The following is a 19,559-nucleotide window of genomic DNA, read 5'->3' as shown; positions in this document are numbered from 1 at the left end:
GAATCTAAATGTGAAATTTTAATATGCGTAAGGCTTTATCCATTTTGTTCACACAAAGATGAGATAAAGCCTATAAAACGTTGCTAAAAGCTGATTACCAACGGTAGTGAGCAAACGCTTTGTTAGCTTCAGCCATACGGTGAACGTCTTCACGTTTTTTCACCGCTGCACCTTTGTTATCTGCTGCATCAGATAATTCGTTAGCTAAACGTAATGCCATAGATTTATCACCACGCTTACGCGCAGCTTCAACAATCCAACGCATACCTAACGCATTACGACGTACTGGACGTACTTCAACAGGTACTTGGTAAGTAGAACCACCAACACGACGAGATTTAACCTCAACAGTTGGGCGAACATTTTCTAACGCCGCTTCAAAGGCTTCTAAATGTTCTTTACCTGTACGTTGTGCTAACGTATCTAAGGCGTTGTAAACGATTTTTTCTGCGATAGATTTTTTACCATCTACCATTAAAACATTGATAAATTTAGCAAGTAACTCTGATCCGAACTTTGGATCTGGAAGGATCTTGCGTTGACCAACAACACGACGACGTGGCATGGTATTTCTCCGTATATAAAAATAATCTTCAGGATATCCAAAACTCTTGTATAACATACCGCACTTTGGGCGGTATTGATTTTTTACTGGAGTTTATGGTTAATTAATTTACTAATTAGCGTTTGGCCTTACTTAACGGAGTTCCATTAAGCTTTAGGACGTTTAACGCCGTATTTAGAACGGCCTTGTTTACGATCTTTCACGCCTGCACAGTCAAGTGCACCACGAACGGTGTGATAACGCACACCCGGTAAATCTTTAACACGACCACCACGGATAAGCACAACACTGTGCTCTTGAAGGTTATGACCTTCGCCGCCGATATAAGAGGTTACTTCGTAACCATTTGTTAAACGAATACGGCATACTTTACGTAATGCTGAGTTCGGTTTTTTAGGTGTAGTTGTGTACACACGAGTACACACGCCACGTTTCTGCGGGCAAGCCTCTAGTGCAGGAACGTTGCTTTTTACAACCTTTTTAACACGCGGTTTGCGTACTAGCTGGTTGATAGTTGCCATTAAATAAGCTCCAGTTTTTAATGATTATATAAAACACATATTTCTTGTTTACTATCTGATATACAGATAGACACGCAATTCTAGACCTCAAAATGCAGGCTGTCAAGAAATAAGCAGAGATCTTCGTTATTTAAGTAAGGAAATTTATCGTTGTTTCAATTTAAAACTAAGACAACAATAAAAATTATAAACTCAGTTGTGGATAATATTGTTCCGTTAATTGCACAAGATCTATCAGCGAAATCAACCGCACTTTTTGCGGTAATAATTCAAGGATATTGCGTGCTTGCACGTCAATATCCAATACATAACAATCCGCCAACAACTGAGGATATTTGAGTGCCAATAAAACACCGTCTTGCCACAATAATACGGCATCTTTTTCGCCACATTGTGCCAAATAATATTGAAGTTGTTGGGCAGAATAATCTGCCTTTGCAAAGGTATAAAGCATGGTAGTTAAAAAGTTAAAATTTTTTCAGCTTGAGCCAATGTTTGAAAAAGGTCATTTTCCTTTAGCCTTATCACAGGTAAACTTGGCGATAAATGGCTTAATCCTAAGGCTTGCCAAGATCGCTGACAAAGATAACATTGTTCAATATCATATAATGTCAGCAATTTTAAACTTGCCGCCACATCTTTTTGTAAAATCCGATCTGATTGTTGATTAGGCAATAAATTTAGCACCCCGTCATCAAGAAAAAAAACGGCGATTTGATCTTCAGCACAAAAGGCACTTGTGGCTAATAACGCATCAAGCCCTTCACGTATTGCTGATGAGCCATAAGGGGGAGAGCGAAAGACAAAAGCCACTTTAATCATAATGTTATCACTCTATCAGCGGTTAATAAGGCTTGGCTAAACTCGCCTAAGCCTGCTAATTGAAAGCCTTCTGCTAAATTTGTTTGTTGAGGATTAAAGGCACTATGTTCATCAACAACCCCTCGCCGTTGAGCAGCAGCAATACATAAATGCAATGGCACTTGATATTGTTGGCTTAATTGTTGCCAAGCATGGGTTAAATTAAATTCATCATTGGCAGGATAAACAAAAGCGTTGCCATGGCTTACCCCCTCTTGATAAAAGAAAATTTGGTTTAATTGATGCCCAGCAACTAATAAGGCTTGAGCAAATTGATAGGCTAAAAATGCCCCTTGCGAACCATATACCGCTTGTTTTACCACCAATACATATTGCATTATTTTGCCTCGTCTTGCTTGATTTGACGAATATACAAATAAACGGTATGACGAGAAATATTTAAACGCTCTGCTACCTGATTAATGGCATCTTTAATATCAAAAATACCTTTTTCAAATAGGGAAACCACGATTTGCCGATTTTTGTTATTATTTGCCACGAGCCGATCGGCAGTTACTTCTTCAATGGTATGTTCTAAAGTTTGGGAAACCAATTCTTCCACAGAACTCGCAAAATTCACTGGCGAGGTTTCTTGCTGTTGCACTGTGGGCATAAAACTGTGTAAAAACTGCGAAACAGGCACATCTAAGTTAATATTAATACATAATAGACCAATAATACGTTGTTGTGGATTACGAATAGCAATAGTGATGGATTTCATTAAACCATTCCCTTTTGCTCGGGTAAAATAAGGCTTAGACACATTCTCTGATTTCATATTATGCAGGGATTTTAACGCAAAATCCGTAATAGGCGAGCCTACTTTGCGGTTGGTATTATGCCCATTGGCAATACAAATTGCCGAATGTTCAATATCCGCTAAAGAATGTAGCACAATCTCACAATGTTCCCCAATTAACAAAGCCAATCCCTCTACCACTGCTTGATAAGAATTGAGAATACTTTGATCTTGCTCCGTAAAAGGACGTTTATCCGTCAACATATTAATAACCTATTTTTTTCAAAAAGCACCGCACTTTAATCGGAATAAAGTGCGGTCTGATTTTCATTTATTTTTTCGCAGGAATAACGTCTAATAATTCAATATCAAAAATCAAGGTAGAATTGGCAGGGATATTACCTGTGGCTTGATCGCCATAAGCCAATTCTGGTGGTAAAACTAATTCTATTTTGCCCCCTTTCTTGATAAGTTGAATACCCTCAACCCAGCCCGGAATAAGCTGATCTAATTTGAATTCAACAGGCTGACCACGTTTTACCGAGCTATCAAATTCAGTACCGTCAATTAATTTACCCACATAATGGACTTTAACGGTATCTTCAGGTTTAGCCGAAATGCCTTCCCCTTGTTTTTCTATTTTGTATAAAAGACCAGAGGCGGTTTGTTTAACATCTTTTTGTTTTGCATAATTTGCACGATATTCATCGCCCTGTTGTTTGGCTTCTATTGCGGCTTTTTCTAACTTCGCTTGTTCAATTTCAGCAAGTCTATTGGTAAGTGCTTGTAAACGCTCGCCAACTTCTTGATCCGATAAGCTCACTTTGCCCTGTAAACTGTCTTCCACCCCAGCGAGAATACGTGAAGTATCAAATTGAATAACGTCTTTTTGTGAATCCACCATATCTTCAAGCTGTTTGCCCATGGCAACCCCTAACGCATAAGAAGAGTCATCAATAAAGGTTTTATCGGTAATTTGCTGTGCCATAAGGTTGGCAGAAAATAAAGTTGTTACCAATAAAGCAACCGATGATAATTTTTTCATATAATATCCTTGTTAAGTTAATAAAAAATCAATATTCACTTTCCTGTTTATCATAGAATAGGTTAAAGTGTCTTAGCAACAATTTATCGCATTTATTTGGAATAATATATGGACAATGTGCAAAATTTTAAACAGCGAATAAAGGAATTGGAAATGAAAGTTACTTTTCAGGAAAGTGTGATTGAAGATTTAAACCAATCCTTAGTGGCACAACAATTTCTTTTAGATAAAATCCAGCGTCAATTACGTCATCTAGCCAATAAACTCAAGGATTTACAACCGAGCAATATTGCTAGTCAAAGTGAAGAAACGCCACCTCCCCATTATTAATCATAATAACGAGAAAACATTATGCAGGCTTATCAACTCGCACAATATATTGATCATACCGCATTGAGTGCGGAAAAAACTGAACAGGATATTTTAACCCTTTGCCAAGAGGCATTGCATTATGGCTTTTATTCTGTGTGTATTAATCCTTGCCATATTCCGTTAGCGAAAGAGAAATTACAAGGTAGCAAGGTAAAAATTTGTACGGTAGTCGGCTTTCCTTTAGGGGCTAACGCAACGGCAGTCAAAGCCTTTGAGACACAACAAGCCATTTGTGCAGGAGCTGATGAAATTGATATGGTGCTCAATATCGGTTGGTTAAAATCGGGTCTTTGGGCAAAGGTTGAACAAGATATTGCCCAAGTTAAACAAGCCTGTGGCAATATACCGTTAAAAATTATCTTGGAAACTTGTCTATTAAGTCCCACAGAAATTACACAGGCTTGTGAAATCTGTCGGCAACTTAAAGTGGCTTTTGTTAAAACATCAACGGGCTTTAATCGCAGTGGTGCAACGGTTGAGGTAGTAAAACAAATGGCTAACCTTGTGGGCGATAGTGTAGGGGTAAAAGCCTCTGGCGGTATTCGTGATCAGAAAACAGCGTTAGCAATGATTGAAGCCGGGGCGACTAGAATTGGAGCAAGTGCCAGTATTGCCATTGTGGAAAATACGGATTTAACAAGCTCTTATTAAAAATAATTAGCCCCTTAATTGTCTATTATAAGTAAACTGTTAAGGGGCATGTAAAAAATTAATGTCTGTTAAGACGCTTATTTAGCAAAGTAGGCTTCAAGATCTTCACTACCGCCAATATATTGACCGCCGATAAAGACCTGTGGCACAGAAGTTTTGCCAGTAATTGCACGCACAGAAATGGTACTTGCATCACGTCCTAATACGATTTCTTCAAAGGTATAACCTTTCACTTTTAATAATCCTTTGGCTTTTGCACAGAATGGGCAACCTGGTTTTGTGAAGATAGACACTGAAGGTTTTGCTTCCCATTTTGGATTTAAGTATTTGATCATCGTATCTGCATCAGATACTTTGAACGGATCGCCCGGCTCGTTAGGTTCAATAAACATTTTTTCAACGATGCCGTTTTTAACTAGCATAGAATAACGCCATGAACGTTTACCAAAGCCAAGATCTTCTTTGCCCACTAACATACCCATACCTTCGGTAAATTCACCATTACCGTCAGGTAATACCGTTACATTTTCACATTCTTGATCCATTTTCCAAGCATTCATAACGAAAGTATCGTTTACAGAAAGGCAGATAATTTCATCAACACCTAAGGCTTTGAATTCACAAGCTAATTCATTATAGCGTGGTAAATGTGTTGAGGAGCAAGTAGGGGTAAATGCACCAGGTAATGAGAAAAGTACCACTGTTTTGTTATCAAATAATTCTGCACTTGTTACATCAACCCAAGCATCGCCTTGGCGAGTATGGAATGTAACTTGAGGAACTTTTTTTCCTTCCATATTTGTCATGATTGTTCTCCTAATAATTTTAATGATAAATAACTTAACTTAATCAATTTTTATGTGTGTATTATAAAAAAGAATATGGTATAGTTAAAATCAATTAATTCTATTCTTTTAATTGCTCTTTTCTATGTTTAAAACGAGGTAATAATGAATATTCGTGATCTTGAATACTTAGTGGCGTTGGCAGAATATAAACATTTTCGCCGTGCTGCTGATGCTTGCCATGTCAGTCAACCAACCCTAAGCGGACAAATCCGTAAATTGGAAGATGAGCTTGGCATTATATTATTAGAAAGAACCAGTCGCAAGGTGTTATTTACCCAATCAGGTTTATTGTTAGTTGATCAAGCTCGCACCATTTTGCGAGAAGTCAAATTATTGCGTGAAATGGCGAGCAATCAAGGTAAAGACATGACAGGACCTTTACATATAGGCATCATTCCAACCATTGGTCCTTATTTATTGCCTTATATTGTGCCTACCTTAAAACAAGCCTTTCCAGAATTAGAGCTTTATTTGTACGAGGCACAAACTCGCCAGTTATTAGATCAACTAGAAACGGGGCAACTAGACTGTGCAATTCTTGCTCGTGTGCAAGAGTCCGAGTCTTTTATTGAAAGTCTGCTTTTTGAAGAAAAAATGTTGTTAGCTGTGCCAGAAAATCACCCATGGGCAAACGAGCAAAATATTAGTATGGATAAGCTCAAAGGCTTAGAAATGTTAATGTTAGATGATGGGCATTGTTTGCGTGAGCAAACGCTGGGTTATTGTTTTGCTGCTGGTGCAAAAGAAAATGCCCATTTCCAAGCCACGAGTTTAGAAACCTTACGCAATATGGTGGCAGCTAATGCTGGGGTAACCTTAATGCCAGAATTAGCCGTGCTTAATGAGCGTGAACGCAGTGGGGTTAAATATATTCGTTGTGCAACGCCTGAACCTGCTCGTTCCATTGCATTGGCTTATCGTCCGGGTTCGCCATTGCGTAATCGCTATGAAAAGGTTGCAATGACTATTAGTAATGTTATTCGCCCAATCCTTAATTCTGAGCAAGCGTAATAGGAAAATTATGGTTGGTATTCGTGCTATTCAAAAAGAAAAAACACGCCGTGCATTAGTTGATGCGGCGTTTAATCAGCTGAGTGCAGAAAAAAGTTTTTCTAGTCTGAGTTTGCGTGAAGTGGCTCGTGAGGCAGGCATTGCCCCTACTTCATTTTATCGTCATTTTCGTGATATGGACGAACTTGGCTTAACTATGGTTGATGAGGCGGGGTTAATGTTACGCCAGCTTATGCGACAAGCTCGTAAACGGATTGAAAATGGGGGCAGTGTTATTGTGATTTCAGTGGATACCTTTTTTGAGTTTATTCATAATAGCCCCAATGTTTTCCGTTTATTATTGCGTGAAAGCTCAGGTACATCGCTAGAGTTTCGTACCGCAGCCGCACGAGAAAGCAAACATTTTGTTGATGAGCTTGCTGAATATATTGCGAATAAAAATAATATTCCTGCTGAGTTAGCTTATGTACAAGCGGAAGGTATGGTAACCATAGTCTTTACAGCAGGATCTAATGCCTTGGATATGAATAATAAAGAGCGTTTGCAGTTAAAAGAACGGGTTATTCTACAATTACGTATGCTGGCAAAAGGGGCAATGTTTGCCCAAGAAAAATACCAAATAGACAGTAAAGGCTGAAAATAAGGCAAGGCGTGTATTTTAAACTATCATAAACGAATACGCACCACTGTTCCCCCTTGTGCTGCACGATAAATGGTTAAATTTGCTTTTAATTGAGCAGCACGTTCTTGCATAATATTAAGCCCATAATGTCCGTCAGGTTCTTGTAAAGAGGCAATACCAATACCATTGTCTATGACCATAATTTCACGCTCACCATCGTCATTGGTATGGGCAATCACACGAATTTCACTGCCTTGTGAGTGTTTAATGGCATTTAAAATAGCTTCTCGTACAATTTGCAAAGCATGTACCTGTTGCTGGGCATTAAAGGTTTGTGAGGGAAGTGAGCAAGCTAAATGGATAGCTATTTCCGTTTGGCTTTGTAAAGAAGCGATAACCTGCTCTAGTGCTAAGGTTAAATTTGCCTCTTGAATGGTTAAACGGAAAGTGGCGAGTAGCTCACGCAACTGAATATAGCCATCACGCAAGGCTTGTTCAAATTCGTTAATAATGGTTAAGCGTTGCTTTTGTGCCTGTTCTGAGTTTTCTTTACAGTTATGTTTTAATAAGGTTAGCTGGATTTGTAAGAAGGACAACACCTGTGCTAAGGAATCATGTAATTCTCGTGCAATGATTGCTCGTTCTTCCATTAATAACAGTTGCTGTTGTTGACGCTGAGTTTGGCTTACATACAATGCCCGTCCTAACATTTGAGCAATATTTTGAATAGTACGATGATCAGGGCAAGGAAAGCCTGCTTGCCAACGTAATTCGCCCAAACATTCTTCCTCCACCATAATGGGGGCTGATTGACAAGGATAATCCGTAACAAGTTTTCCTAGTTGACAAGTTAATTGCTGTTGTTGATAAATTTCAATATCAAGATAACGCAAATGTTCGTTGGCGTAGACTTGTGATAACACTTGTTTTAGTAAATTTTGATTTAATTCATGGCTACTTAATTGTTGTGAGCAATCATATAATGTGGATAAAGTGCGGTTAAATTGGCTTAATTTTTTGGTTTTTTCATCAACTTGTTGCTCAAGAGAATAATACAATTTGTGTAAGTCGCTTGCCATTTTGGTAAATACCCGGGCAAGCATACCTAATTCATCATCTTTTTCGGTATTTAATTTCACATGGTTAAAAATACCCATTTGTACTTGCCCACTTGCCTTAGCAAGTTGGTGTAACGGAATAACCACTTGTTTACGGGTATAAAAAATTACATAGGAAACCATTGCCACAATCCACAACATAGATAAGCAAATAATAGCAACCACAATAATTAATTTCTTTTCTGCATATTGTTGCAAAGCGTATACAAATTGATCCACTTGATCCACATAATGTGCAATATTGGCACGATAAGCCGTTTGATTATCGCTGCGAACATAATGCTCCATAACCTGCCAACGCTGGATAAGATTACGATAGGCTTGTTTTACATTATCGGATACCAAAAAGTGATTATTCAGCTCAACCAAGGCTTGTGAATGTAAACTGAGCCGATAGCGGCGTAAATCCTGTTCTACCTGAGAGGGAGCATACTGCATAGTATAAATTAAACGATAACTCTGCATACGCAGAGAACCTGAAACATTAATTAATTCCGCATCGGATTTATTGCTTGCCATAATGGCTAAACTTAATGAGGTAATAATGCCTGCGAAAACAATAATAATGAAAAGATAATTAGCAATGCGTGTTGAAACAGAATGTTTAATATTCACAAATTCATTCCAGCGTAAATAAAGTGTAAAAGGAGACGTTCAGTAACTTTGCTATGCTACCATAACTTAAATGTAATACCTTGTCTTATTTTAAATTGAAATGATTATAGTGATTTCAACTATATAAAAGTGCGGTCAAAAAACAGAAAGGATTAAGAGCAGTATAACTCTTAATCCTTCTATTCTTTAATGATAGTTGTTCTACTTTAAAATAAAATTAAAAACTGACCGCACTTTTTAATTTTTTCAGCGCATTACTCTCAAGCTGACGAATACGCTCAGCGGAAACATTATATTTTGCCGCTAAATCGTGTAATGTCGCTTTATTTTCATCTAGCCAACGGGCTTTAATAATATCCTGACTACGAGCGTCTAAAGCAGATAATGCCGTAGCAAGTTCTTCTGTGGCTTGATTTTCATAATTTTCATTTTCCAATTCAGCCGCAAAATTTGAATTTTTATCTTCTAAATATAATGACGGCGAATATACTTCATCATCATTATCTTCATTAGGTAAGTCAAAAGCCAAATCCGATCCCGTCATACGAGATTCCATTTCTACTACATCTTTAGCACTCACACCAAGTTCATCGGCAATAAGATTGACTTCATTATCACTAAACCAACCTAAACGTTGTTTTGTTTTTCTTAGATTAAAGAAGAGTTTACGTTGAGCTTTAGTCGTGGCAACTTTAACGATACGCCAATTACGCAATACATATTCGTGGATTTCCGCTTTAATCCAATGTACCGCAAAAGACACTAAACGCACCCCCACTTCAGGATTAAAACGTTTAACCGCTTTCATTAAACCAATATTTCCCTCTTGGATTAAATCCGCTTGCGGTAAACCATAACCAGAATAGCCTCGTGCTACATGAATAACGAAACGCAGATGAGAAAGAATGAGCTTTTTCGCCGCTTCTACATCTTCATGATAGTACAAACGTTCAGTCAAGCTCTTCTCTTCCTCTGCTGTTAGCATCGGATATTCATTGGCAGCACGAATATAACCTTCAAGACTACCTTGAGGAACAAGCATCATTGTTTGTGTTTCTTTATTCATTATCTTCCTTCTTAATTCAATAAAAAATTACCTAGTTGTTATAACATAAATTTGACTAGGGTCAAGAGAGAAATAACATTATCTGTCTTTTTCTCACTTTTAATTAGACTGGTTTAATGGGGAAAAGTTCTGCCCTAGACAGAAATAATTGTGAGTATTAAAGTACGGCTAATGCGTTTGCATAGTCAGGTTCTTGCTTAATTTCAGGCACTAACTCACTATGTAAAACTTGGTTATTTTCATCTAAAACAATGACTGCACGAGCCGTTAAACCAGCAAGTGGACTTGAATTTATTGCAACACCGAGTTGTTGGTGTACTTCTTTATGGCGAAAAGTGGATAAAACCACTACATTTTCAATCCCTTCTGCACCACAAAAACGTGCTTGGGCAAAAGGTAAATCCGCCGAAATACAAAGTACAACCGTATTCACTAACTTTGCGGATTGTTGATTAAATTTACGCACAGAGGTGGCACAAATTCCTGTATCAATACTTGGAAAAATATTTAATACCTTACGTTTACCAGAAAATTCACTAAGTTTTACTTCTGATAGCTCTTTATTGGTTAAACAAAAATCTGCAACCTTCTCTCCAACTTGTGGAAAATGACCACCGATTTCTATGGGATTTCCTGCTAAGGTTACCGTCATCTTATTTTTCTCCTAATGATTTTGAGCAATAATATCCTCGTTTCAATTTATCTTAGCATTATTTACAAAATAATGTATATGAATTTAACGATTGCAATAATTATAGTCGTTTGTATTTGAAATAAGACAAGGCGTACCAACGCTGTATCATTTTAAAGTGGAACGACTATAAAAAAGTCCTAGCATAACTAGGACTTAGTTTAAGGCGACTATTGCCTTGATGATTATCTTTTAGTTAAATGGCGAATTAAACTTCTTCCCCATAATAGGCTTTTGTCAGAATTTCTTCCATATCTTCCACCACAGGTAAACGAGGGTTCGCTGGTGAACATTGATCCTCAAATGCCGCTAAAGCAATGGCACGACGAGCTGCTAACCATTCTTGTTCATCAAGCCCTTGCTGTTTAAAGGACATTTTAATGCCAACTTTTTCTGCTAAATCGTGGCAGGCTTTGGCATAAGAGGCAACCCCTTCTGCTGGTGTGGCACAAGGTAAACCAAGCATACGTGCAATTTCTTGGTATTTAACGTCTGCTTTATAATAGTTATATTTCGGCCAAGTAGAGGTTTTGGTTGGTTTTGTGCCGTTATAACGAATCACATAAGGCATTAAGATCGCATTGGTACGTCCATGTGGGGTATGGAAACGCCCACCAATTTTATGGGCTAAAGAATGGTTCATACCTAAGAACGCATTGGCAAATGCCATACCTGCAATGGTTGAAGCATTGTGCATTTTTTCTCTTGCCTCAGGATCTTTGTGATTAACGGATAATTCAAGGTATTCAAAAACTAGCTTAATGGCTTGTAAAGCTAAACCATCAGTAAAGTCATTGGCTAATACCGAAACATAAGCCTCTGTTGCGTGAGTTAATACATCTAACCCTGTATCCGCTGCGACATGGGCAGGTACGCTCATTACTAAAGCAGGATCAACAATGGCGATTGTCGGTGTTAAAGAATAATCAGCAATAGGGTATTTTTTATCGCCCTCTGTAATTACCGCAAATGGCGTTACCTCTGACCCTGTCCCCGAAGTGGTTGGAATACCAATAAATTTGGCTTTACGTCCTAATTGTGGGAATTTAAAGGCACGTTTACGAATATCCATAAATTTCTGCACAAGATCGCGGAAATCCACTTCAGGCTGTTCATAGAACAACCACATCACTTTTGCAGCGTCCATGGCTGAACCACCACCTAAGGCAATAATGGTGTCAGGTTGGTAACTGCGTAATAATTCTACCCCTCGGCGTACGGTGGCAATAGACGGATCTGGTTCAACATCGGCAAAGAGTTGGTAAGTAACATGATTGCCTCGAGCGGTAATTTGTTTCGCAATTTTCTCTACAAAACCTAAGTCAACCATTGTTCTATCTGTAACAATTACAACCCTTTCTAGCCCTTTCATAGATTGTAAATATTGAATTGAATCACGTTCAAAATAGATTTTTGACGGGACTTTGAACCATTGCATATTATTTCTCCGTCTTCCCACCCGTTTAATATTTAATAAATTCACCGCACTAACATTATTGCCTACTGAGTTTTTACCGTAAGAACCACAACCTAAGGTCAATGAAGGTAGGAAAGAATTATAAACATCACCAATACCACCAAAAGTAGAAGGGGAATTCCAAATTACCCGAATGGCTTTTACTCGTTCGCCATAAGCCTTTGCAATCTCGGCATCATTGGTATGAATTGCCGCAGAATGCCCTAAACCATGGAAGTTTACCATTGCCTCAGATAAGGCAAAACCCTGCTCAGTAGAATGGGATTTTAATAAGGCTAAAACAGGCGATAATTTTTCTCGTGTTAATGGCTCTTTTTCTCCCACTTCTGCACATTCTGCCACCAAAATATTGGTTTTAGCGGGTACAGTAAAACCTGCTTGTTCGGCAATCCACGCAGCAGGTTTGCCCACTACATTAGCATTTAATTTTGCACCAGCACAATTTTTACTGTTTGCTTTAACCCCAAAAATAAACTCTTCTAATAATGCCTTTTCTTTTTTGTTTACAAAATAAACACCATAAGACTTCATTTCTGCCACAAATTCTTGATAAACCTCTTGATCTACAATCGCCGCTTGCTCGGAAGCACAAATCATACCGTTATCAAAGGATTTAGACATCACAATATCATGCACCGCTTGCTTGATATTTGCCGTTTTTTCCACATAAGCAGGCACATTACCAGCACCCACGCCCAAAGCAGGTTTACCGCAAGAATATGCGGCTTCTACCATCGCATTTCCCCCAGTTGCCAAAATTGTGGCAATACCCGGGTGTTTCATTAATGCGGAAGTTCCCTCCATGGACGGTTTTTCAATCCATTGAATACAGTCGGCAGGTGCACCAGCAGCGACAGCAGCGTCATAAACCACACGAGCTGCGTGGGCAGAGGATTGTTGAGCTGATGGGTGAAAAGCAAAAATAATTGGATTGCGGGTTTTTAAGGCGATAAGGGATTTAAAAATAGCGGTAGAGGTTGGATTAGTGGTTGGTGTAATACCGCAAATTACCCCAACAGGATCAGCGATTTCTGTAATGCCCGTTACATCGTCTTCGCTAATAATCCCTACTGTCTTGAGATGCCGCATATTATTAACCACATACTCACAAGCAAACAGGTTTTTGGTGGCTTTATCTTCAAACACACCTCGCCCTGTTTCTTCATAAGCGTGCATAGCTAATACACCATGCTGATCAAGAGCCGCCACAGAAGCCTTAGCCACAATATAATCCACTTGCTCTTGATTGAGCTGGCGAAATGCCTCCAAAGCCACTAAGCCTTTTTCAACCAAAGTATTCACTTCAGCCTGCGCAGGCGAAGGGTTATGATCTAGATTACCCATAGTAATTTCTCCTAAAGTTGTTTAATTTTTAAATTATTTTACTGGGAAAAATTATACCTATTTGGTGTTAGAGATAAATACTATTTTAGTGATTAGTTAGAATAAGTCTTGATCTAGATCAAGATTTTTATAAACAAATTGAGAAGCTGAGAATAACGAATTTTACAGCAAATGTAGTAGCTAAATTTTGTAGAAATACACCGCACTTAATATATAGTCGTTCCACTTTAAAATGATACAGGTTGGTACATCTTAATCCCCAAATAATATGAAAAGGCAATAATTTAATTATCGCCTCATTCTGTTAAATATTTCCGTTAAATATTCATCTGCTGGAATAAATTTAACCGATCTGGCACTAAATAAACCTGTTCCGCCACTTTATATTGTGCTTGTTGATAGTTATCTTTGGTAAGAATAACCTCAATGGGTTGTTCACTTTGTGGGCTGGCGATTTCAATTCTGACAATAAAGCCGATAGCGTTGATATGGGTAATTTTGCCAGAGGCTAACGCATTTGTTGACTGGCGAGAAAGGGTAAGTTCATAGGGGCGGATATAGGCAGTGGTGGCACTATCCCCTTGGTTAGGGTGTTGTTGATTTAACTTATGGGAAAATTCGCCCACAATAAGATTGCCTTGCTCAATATGCCCGTGAAACACATTCACATCGCCCACAAATTGAGTAACGAAAGGGGTTTGAGGGGCATAATAAATTTGGCTAGGATCGTCAATTTGTTCTACTTGCCCTTTGTTCATCACCACGATACGGTCGGAAACATCAAGGGCTTCATCTTGATCGTGGGTAACAAAAATGCTAGTTACATTTAATTGTTGATGCAAATCTCGTAGCCAACGGCGAAGTTCTTTACGCACTTGTGCATCTAATGCCCCAAAGGGTTCATCTAATAACAAGACGTTGGGCTGTACCGCCAAAGAACGTGCCAATGCCACCCTTTGTCGTTGTCCGCCTGATAGTTGGTTGGGGTAAGATTGCGCCAGCCAATCCAGTTTGACAAGGCGTAATAGATCCATTACTTGTTGCTCAATTTGCTCTTTCGGCAGGCGTTCTCGGCGAGGCTTTACTTGTAAACCAAAAGCAACATTGTCAAAGACGGTCATATTTTGAAACAAGGCATAATGTTGAAACACAAAGCCTACCCCACGTTTAGCGGCAGAAAGTTGGGTAACCTCTTTATCGCCAAACCAAATTTGCCCACTATCAGCGAACTCAAGCCCTGCAATAATGCGTAATAAGGTGGTTTTGCCACAGCCACTCGGGCCGAGCAAGGCAGTGAGTTTATTTTGATCAAATTGTAGGTTGATATTTTTTAGGGCGTGAAAATTGCCAAAATATTTTTCCAGTTGGGTGATTTTTATGGACATTGTGTTTTCCTCACGGTTATGGCTTATTTCAGCATATCTAAATGTTCAATCCCATCTTCCAAATAAATAGCGGAAATAGGTTTAAAGCCAAAGGATTGGTAAAAATCCTGTAAGTAGGCTTGGGCTTGTAGGGCGATAGGGATACCTTGCCATTGTTGTGCAATAAATTGCAGAGCTTGTTGCATTAATTGTTTGGCAAGCCCTGTGCCTCGTGCCTGTTGGCTTACAAGAATTCTGCCGATATAGATTTTATTTTCCTTAGGAATAATACGGCAATAGGCTGTAATGGCGGAGGATTGATCTGTGCAGAACAAATGCCAAGCAAGGAGGTCTTGGTCATCAATTTCTTGATAAGCACAATGTTGCTCAACTACAAAAACTGCCACGCGTTGTTTATAGATTTCCACTAATTGGTGGGTTGAAAGTTGGTTAAAGTGTTTTATTTGCCATTCCATTTTGTTCCTCTTTTTATACTGTTTGTTTAAAAGTGCGGTTGTTTTTTTATTTATTTTTTATTTTTGCCAATATTTTTTATTGTTGGCGATTTGTTTTTCTTTCTTTGTATTTGCTAACGAATTTCGCCGTTGGCGACTGACTTTCTTTGCTTGCACAAAGAAAGTAAGCAAAGAAATGCCCCCCTAGAAAAACCTTAATCTTCACTTCGGCAAGAACCATTACGACTTATTTCTGAACTTGCCTTGCTTTGCAAGGCTTCGGACAACAGAAATAAGTCTATGGTTCTAAGCCTTGTTCAGCGGTTTTTAAGGGGAAAGGGGCATTATTCCCTTTTCTCTTAGTTTTATTAACCAAAGTGCGGTTAGTTTTTTATTTATTTTTCGTTTTCGCCAATGCTTTTTATTGTTGGCGATTTATTTTTCTTTCTTTGTATTTGCTAACGGATTTCGCCGTTGGCGACTGACTTTCTTTGCTTGCACAAAGAAAGTAAGCAAAGAAATGCCCCCCTAGAAAAACCTTAATCTTCACTTCGGCAAGAACCATTACGACTTATTTCTGAACTGCAAGGCTTCGGACAACAGAAATAAGTCTATGGTTCTAAGCCTTGTTCAGCGGTTTTTAAGGGGAAAGGGGGCATTATTCCCTTTTCTCTTAGTTTTATTAACCAAAGTGCGGTCAGTTTTTCATTTATTTTTTCTGTTTTTACCAATATTTTTTATTACTGGCGACTTACCTTCGCTAATTTTCGCTGTTGAATAAACATTACCACTTGTTGCACTACCAATGTCAAAATCGCTAATAATGCCAATAAACTAGCGCAAGCAAAGGCGGCGATAAACTGATATTCATTATAAGTAATCTCCACATACAACGGAATGGTATTGGTTAAGCCACGAATATGTCCTGATACCACACTAACCGCCCCAAATTCCCCCATTGCTCGTGCATTACTCAAAATAACCCCATAAATCAGCGGCCATTTTATTTTAGGTAAGGTAATTTTATAAAACAGTTGCCAAGGCGATGCACCAAGAATTAAGCCTGCTTGTTCCTCGCTGTTTCCTTGAGCGGTCATTGAGGGGATCAGCGATTTGGCAATAAGCGGAAAAGTAACAAATAAGGTGGCTAACACAATGCCCGGTAAAGCAAAAATCACACGAATATTTTGATCCTGTAACCAAGCACCGAACAAACCGTCTAAACCAAATAGTAGCAGGAACATTAAGCCTACCACCACGGGCGAAATAGAAAAAGGCAAGTCTAATATAGCGGTGAGTACGCTTTTGCCTTTAAAGTTAAAGTAAGCAATAGTCCAAGCAATAATAATCCCCAGCACCAAATTAATCGGTAAGGTAATCAATGCCACTTTTAAAGTTAAATAAATGGCAGCCAGGCTTTCTTCATCATTCAATGCCAACCAAAATTGTTGCCAGCCTTCCGCTAATGCGGCATAAAAGATAGTCAGCAATGGCATTAAAATAATAATAAAAAAGAAAGCGAGAGCGAATAAAATTAAGCTAATTTGTTGCCAAGTTAATGATTTTTTAGACATTTTTTCGTCCTTTTAGGCTTTCGGTTGCATTTTTTTGCTCACTGACCATTGAGCAATATTCATCAGCAAAATTAATACAAAGGAAATGGATAACATTAATAGAGCAATGGCGGACGCACCCTGTACGTCATATAAATCTAATTTAGACATAATAATCAAGGGAGCAATTTCGGACACTAACGGTACATTGCCTGCAATAAAAATCACTGAGCCATATTCGCCTAGACAACGAGCAAAGCCCATACCTGCTCCACCAATAATGGCAGGTAAAAGGCTAGGTAAAATCACTTTGCGTAAGGTGGTGCATTTTGATGCCCCTAAAATGGCGGCTGCCTCTTCATAACTTGGATCAAAGTTGGCTAATACAGGTTGAATGGCACGCACCACAAAAGGTAAGCTGACAAAAATCAATGCCATTGTGATGCCAGCGGGGGTATAAGCCACTTGAATCCCCAAATGGGCAAGGGCTTGTCCAAATAAACCTGTTGGGGCATAAAGGGTGGCGAGGGCAATGCCTGCCACTGCGGTGGGTAGGGCAAAGGGTAAATCAATTAAGGCGTTCAATAGTTTTTTGCCATAAAAATCATAACGCACCAGTACCCAAGCCAATAATAAGCCGAATAAAATGTTCACCAATGTGGCGATAGCTGCCATTTTAAACGAGAGTAAGACAGAGGCTATCACACGTTGGCTCGTAATGGTTTGCACGAAATCATTCCAGTGCATTTGTTGGACGGAGAGGATCAATAAAACCAACGGCAAAATCACCATTGAAGCTAGCCATAATAAGGTAACAGTTAGCCCGCATTTAAAGCCGGGTAACACTGAAAATTGACTTATTCGCCAGTTATTCTTTTTTATTACCGCCACAGAACCCCCACGAATTAAAACCACATAGATGAAATAGACGAAAAAATAAGGCTAACTTTGCCGAATATTTTTCCAACTTGCAAAGAACATAAAATTATTTTTTATCTGTTTTAGTTATAAGAATTAATCTTATTGATCTTTGTTTATTTCAAAATTGAATAATAAATGCTTTTTAATTATTTCTTTAATGGGGGATTTTCACTTATAAATTTAGGGCAAGTGAATTAGGAAAACATTTTGAATGTTATTTATTTCTTAGAAAATTATTAAATAACGGATTTCGCCGTTGGCGACCTACTTTCTTTACTCGTGTAAAGAAAGTTTATATTGACGGTAAAAAATAAATAAAAAACTAACCGCACTTTGATTAATAAAACTAAGAGAAAAGGGAATAAAGCTCCCTTTCCCCTTAAAAACCGCTGAACAAGGCTTAGAACCATAGACTTATTTCTGTTGTCCGAAGCCTTGCAAAGCAAGGCAAGTTCAGAAATAAGTCGTAATGGTTCTTGCCGAAGTGAAGATTAAGGTTTTTCTAGGGGTGCATTTCTTTGCTTACTTTCTTTGTGCAAGCAAAGAAAGTAAGTCGCCAACGGCGAAAACCGTTAGCAAATACAGAAAAAGAAAAGTAAATCGCCAACAATAAAAAGCATTGGCAAAAACAAAAATAAATGAAAAAACAACCGCACTTGCGTTAGTAAACCAAAACCAACAAACTAGGAGCAAACAATGAAAAAATATTTATCTGCAGTATGTTTGATCATTTTGATTGCTCTTATTGCCTTTACCCTAAGCCATAAGCCCAACCATAAAACCGTCTTACTCAACGTGGCTTATGATGTGATTCGTGATTTTTACCAAGATTACAACCCTTGGTTTTTACAACAAACAGGCTTACAAGATCAACTTAGCATTTCGCAATCACACGGCGGAGCCAGTAAACAAGCCATTGCGGTGGCAAGTGGCTTACCTGCTGATGTGGTTACTCTCACCCAAAGTAGCGATATTGATATTTTAGTGAATAAAGGCTTGGTCGCCACAGATTGGCAACAACAATATCCCAATAATGCCTCGCCTTTTGGCAGTGTAATGGTGCTACTGGTTAAAAAAGGCAACCCAAAGCACATTCAAGATTGGTCGGACTTAGCCAGACCTGATGTAAAGGTAATTTTGCCTAATCCAAAAACCTCTGCCAATGGACGCTTTGCTTATTTGACACTTTTAGCTTATGCCCAACGCCACTTTGCCGATGCTCCTCAACAACAGCAATTTTTACAACAAGTGCTAGCCAATGTGCCGATTTTAGAGGCGGGCGCAAGAGGGGCAACCATTAGCTTTACTCAGCGACAAATGGGCGATGTTTTAATTGCCCCTGAAAATGAAGCTGCATTAGCAAGCAAAGCCATTGGCGACAGTTTTGATTTAGTCTATCCAAGTTTAACCCTTTATACCCCAGTATTTGTGGCGGAAGTGGTAAAAAATACCCAGCATAATCATACCGCCCATTATGCTCAACAATATTTGCAGACCCTTTGGTCGCCAGCGGCACAACAGTTGGCTGCCAAGCATTATTTTCGCCCAGTGGATCAACAAGTGGCGAAACAATATCAAGCCAGTTTTCCTGCCATTGAACAACTTGATGCCAATCAAACCTTTGGCAGCTGGCAACAAATTAATGCTGAGCATTTTGCCGATAATGGGTTATTTGATCGTTTATATATTGCCGCTCAAGCAGAAAAAACGCGGTAATTTT

21 protein-coding genes are annotated in these 19,559 nt (G+C 38.7%); 5 read left to right on the top strand and 16 right to left on the bottom strand.

All coding sequences use genetic code 11. The annotated features are described in order from the left end of the window. Positions 1 to 94: 94 nt before the first annotated feature. The 7 genes from rpsG to fkpA form a co-directional block, all read right to left on the bottom strand. A complete protein-coding gene (gene rpsG / locus A6A20_RS06235; RefSeq protein WP_279572631.1) occupies positions 95 to 565 on the bottom strand; it encodes a 30S ribosomal protein S7 in 471 nt (156 codons plus the stop codon). Between the two features lie 146 nt (positions 566 to 711). Next, positions 712 to 1,086: a 30S ribosomal protein S12 gene (gene rpsL / locus A6A20_RS06230; protein ID WP_013745731.1), complete on the bottom strand. Its 375-nt coding sequence runs from the start codon at positions 1,084 to 1,086 to the stop codon at positions 712 to 714. 184 nt (positions 1,087 to 1,270) lie between these two features. Further along, positions 1,271 to 1,540: a DsrH/TusB family sulfur relay protein gene (locus A6A20_RS06225; protein WP_279572630.1), complete on the bottom strand. Its 270-nt coding sequence runs from the start codon at positions 1,538 to 1,540 to the stop codon at positions 1,271 to 1,273. Positions 1,541 to 1,545: 5 nt separating this feature from the next. Next, a complete protein-coding gene (gene tusC, locus A6A20_RS06220; RefSeq protein WP_279572629.1) occupies positions 1,546 to 1,908 on the bottom strand; it encodes a sulfurtransferase complex subunit TusC in 363 nt (120 codons plus the stop codon). Continuing rightward, positions 1,905 to 2,285 carry a sulfurtransferase complex subunit TusD gene (tusD, locus tag A6A20_RS06215; RefSeq protein WP_279572628.1) on the bottom strand — a complete coding sequence of 127 codons (381 nt, stop codon included), beginning with the start codon at positions 2,283 to 2,285 and terminating at the stop codon, positions 1,905 to 1,907. The genes tusC and tusD overlap by 4 nt, the downstream gene beginning before the upstream one ends. Then, positions 2,285 to 2,950, bottom strand: a complete 666-nt coding sequence (locus A6A20_RS06210; RefSeq protein ID WP_279572627.1) for a helix-turn-helix transcriptional regulator — start codon at positions 2,948 to 2,950, stop codon at positions 2,285 to 2,287. The genes tusD and A6A20_RS06210 overlap by 1 nt, the downstream gene beginning before the upstream one ends. Positions 2,951 to 3,017: 67 nt before the next feature. After that, positions 3,018 to 3,731 carry an FKBP-type peptidyl-prolyl cis-trans isomerase gene (gene fkpA / locus A6A20_RS06205; RefSeq protein ID WP_279572626.1) on the bottom strand — a complete coding sequence of 238 codons (714 nt, stop codon included), beginning with the start codon at positions 3,729 to 3,731 and terminating at the stop codon, positions 3,018 to 3,020. Positions 3,732 to 3,839: 108 nt separating this feature from the next. On the opposite strand from fkpA, the gene A6A20_RS06200 reads away from it, so the two are divergent. Together A6A20_RS06200 and deoC are read left to right on the top strand one after the other, a co-directional pair. Further along, a complete protein-coding gene (locus tag A6A20_RS06200; RefSeq protein WP_279572625.1) occupies positions 3,840 to 4,061 on the top strand; it encodes a SlyX family protein in 222 nt (73 codons plus the stop codon). 21 nt (positions 4,062 to 4,082) lie between these two features. Then, entirely contained in the window at positions 4,083 to 4,754 is a 672-nt protein-coding gene (gene deoC / locus A6A20_RS06195; protein ID WP_279572624.1) for a deoxyribose-phosphate aldolase, read from the top strand. Between the two features lie 77 nt (positions 4,755 to 4,831). On the opposite strand, the gene A6A20_RS06190 is transcribed toward deoC, so the two are convergent. Further along, positions 4,832 to 5,560, bottom strand: a complete 729-nt coding sequence (locus tag A6A20_RS06190) for a glutathione peroxidase (RefSeq protein ID WP_279572623.1) — start codon at positions 5,558 to 5,560, stop codon at positions 4,832 to 4,834. A 144-nt stretch (positions 5,561 to 5,704) separates the two neighbouring features. Between A6A20_RS06190 and oxyR the strand changes: the two genes are divergently transcribed. Both oxyR and fabR read left to right on the top strand, forming a co-directional pair. Next, positions 5,705 to 6,613, top strand: coding sequence for a DNA-binding transcriptional regulator OxyR (oxyR, locus tag A6A20_RS06185; protein WP_279572622.1), 909 nt, complete (start codon positions 5,705 to 5,707; stop codon positions 6,611 to 6,613). 10 nt (positions 6,614 to 6,623) lie between these two features. Beyond that, on the top strand, positions 6,624 to 7,250 hold the full coding sequence (gene fabR, locus A6A20_RS06180) for an HTH-type transcriptional repressor FabR (protein WP_279572621.1): 627 nt from the start codon (positions 6,624 to 6,626) through the stop codon (positions 7,248 to 7,250). Between the two features lie 29 nt (positions 7,251 to 7,279). Here fabR and narQ read toward each other — a convergent pair whose 3' ends face one another. The 8 genes from narQ to cysT form a co-directional block, all read right to left on the bottom strand. Beyond that, on the bottom strand, positions 7,280 to 8,968 hold the full coding sequence (gene narQ / locus A6A20_RS06175) for a nitrate/nitrite two-component system sensor histidine kinase NarQ (RefSeq protein ID WP_279572620.1): 1,689 nt from the start codon (positions 8,966 to 8,968) through the stop codon (positions 7,280 to 7,282). A 217-nt stretch (positions 8,969 to 9,185) separates the two neighbouring features. Beyond that, complete coding sequence (gene rpoH, locus A6A20_RS06170; RefSeq protein WP_279572619.1) at positions 9,186 to 10,034, bottom strand: RNA polymerase sigma factor RpoH; 849 nt, start codon at positions 10,032 to 10,034, stop codon at positions 9,186 to 9,188. A gap of 157 nt (positions 10,035 to 10,191) precedes the next feature. Next, positions 10,192 to 10,686: a thiol peroxidase gene (gene tpx / locus A6A20_RS06165; RefSeq protein ID WP_279572618.1), complete on the bottom strand. Its 495-nt coding sequence runs from the start codon at positions 10,684 to 10,686 to the stop codon at positions 10,192 to 10,194. A 247-nt stretch (positions 10,687 to 10,933) separates the two neighbouring features. After that, positions 10,934 to 13,546 (bottom strand): bifunctional acetaldehyde-CoA/alcohol dehydrogenase, encoded by a 2,613-nt coding sequence (adhE, locus tag A6A20_RS06160; protein ID WP_279572617.1) that lies wholly within the window; start codon positions 13,544 to 13,546, stop codon positions 10,934 to 10,936. Positions 13,547 to 13,863: 317 nt separating this feature from the next. Then, positions 13,864 to 14,931 carry a sulfate/molybdate ABC transporter ATP-binding protein gene (locus A6A20_RS06155; RefSeq protein WP_279572616.1) on the bottom strand — a complete coding sequence of 356 codons (1,068 nt, stop codon included), beginning with the start codon at positions 14,929 to 14,931 and terminating at the stop codon, positions 13,864 to 13,866. Positions 14,932 to 14,954: 23 nt separating this feature from the next. After that, positions 14,955 to 15,386: a GNAT family N-acetyltransferase gene (locus A6A20_RS06150; RefSeq protein ID WP_279572615.1), complete on the bottom strand. Its 432-nt coding sequence runs from the start codon at positions 15,384 to 15,386 to the stop codon at positions 14,955 to 14,957. Between the two features lie 719 nt (positions 15,387 to 16,105). Further along, complete coding sequence (gene cysW / locus A6A20_RS06145; protein WP_279572614.1) at positions 16,106 to 16,939, bottom strand: sulfate ABC transporter permease subunit CysW; 834 nt, start codon at positions 16,937 to 16,939, stop codon at positions 16,106 to 16,108. A gap of 12 nt (positions 16,940 to 16,951) precedes the next feature. Then, complete coding sequence (cysT, locus tag A6A20_RS06140; RefSeq protein ID WP_279573754.1) at positions 16,952 to 17,779, bottom strand: sulfate ABC transporter permease subunit CysT; 828 nt, start codon at positions 17,777 to 17,779, stop codon at positions 16,952 to 16,954. Positions 17,780 to 18,535: 756 nt separating this feature from the next. On the opposite strand from cysT, the gene A6A20_RS06135 reads away from it, so the two are divergent. After that, a complete protein-coding gene (locus A6A20_RS06135; RefSeq protein ID WP_279572613.1) occupies positions 18,536 to 19,555 on the top strand; it encodes a sulfate ABC transporter substrate-binding protein in 1,020 nt (339 codons plus the stop codon). The last annotated feature ends 4 nt before the right edge of the window (positions 19,556 to 19,559 follow it).

It is taken from the genome of Volucribacter amazonae, assembly GCF_029783845.1.
Lineage (GTDB): Bacteria > Pseudomonadota > Gammaproteobacteria > Enterobacterales > Pasteurellaceae > Volucribacter > Volucribacter amazonae.
The sequence above is the reverse complement of the archived record's forward strand: the minus strand, read 5'-3'. Positions and strand labels throughout refer to the sequence as shown.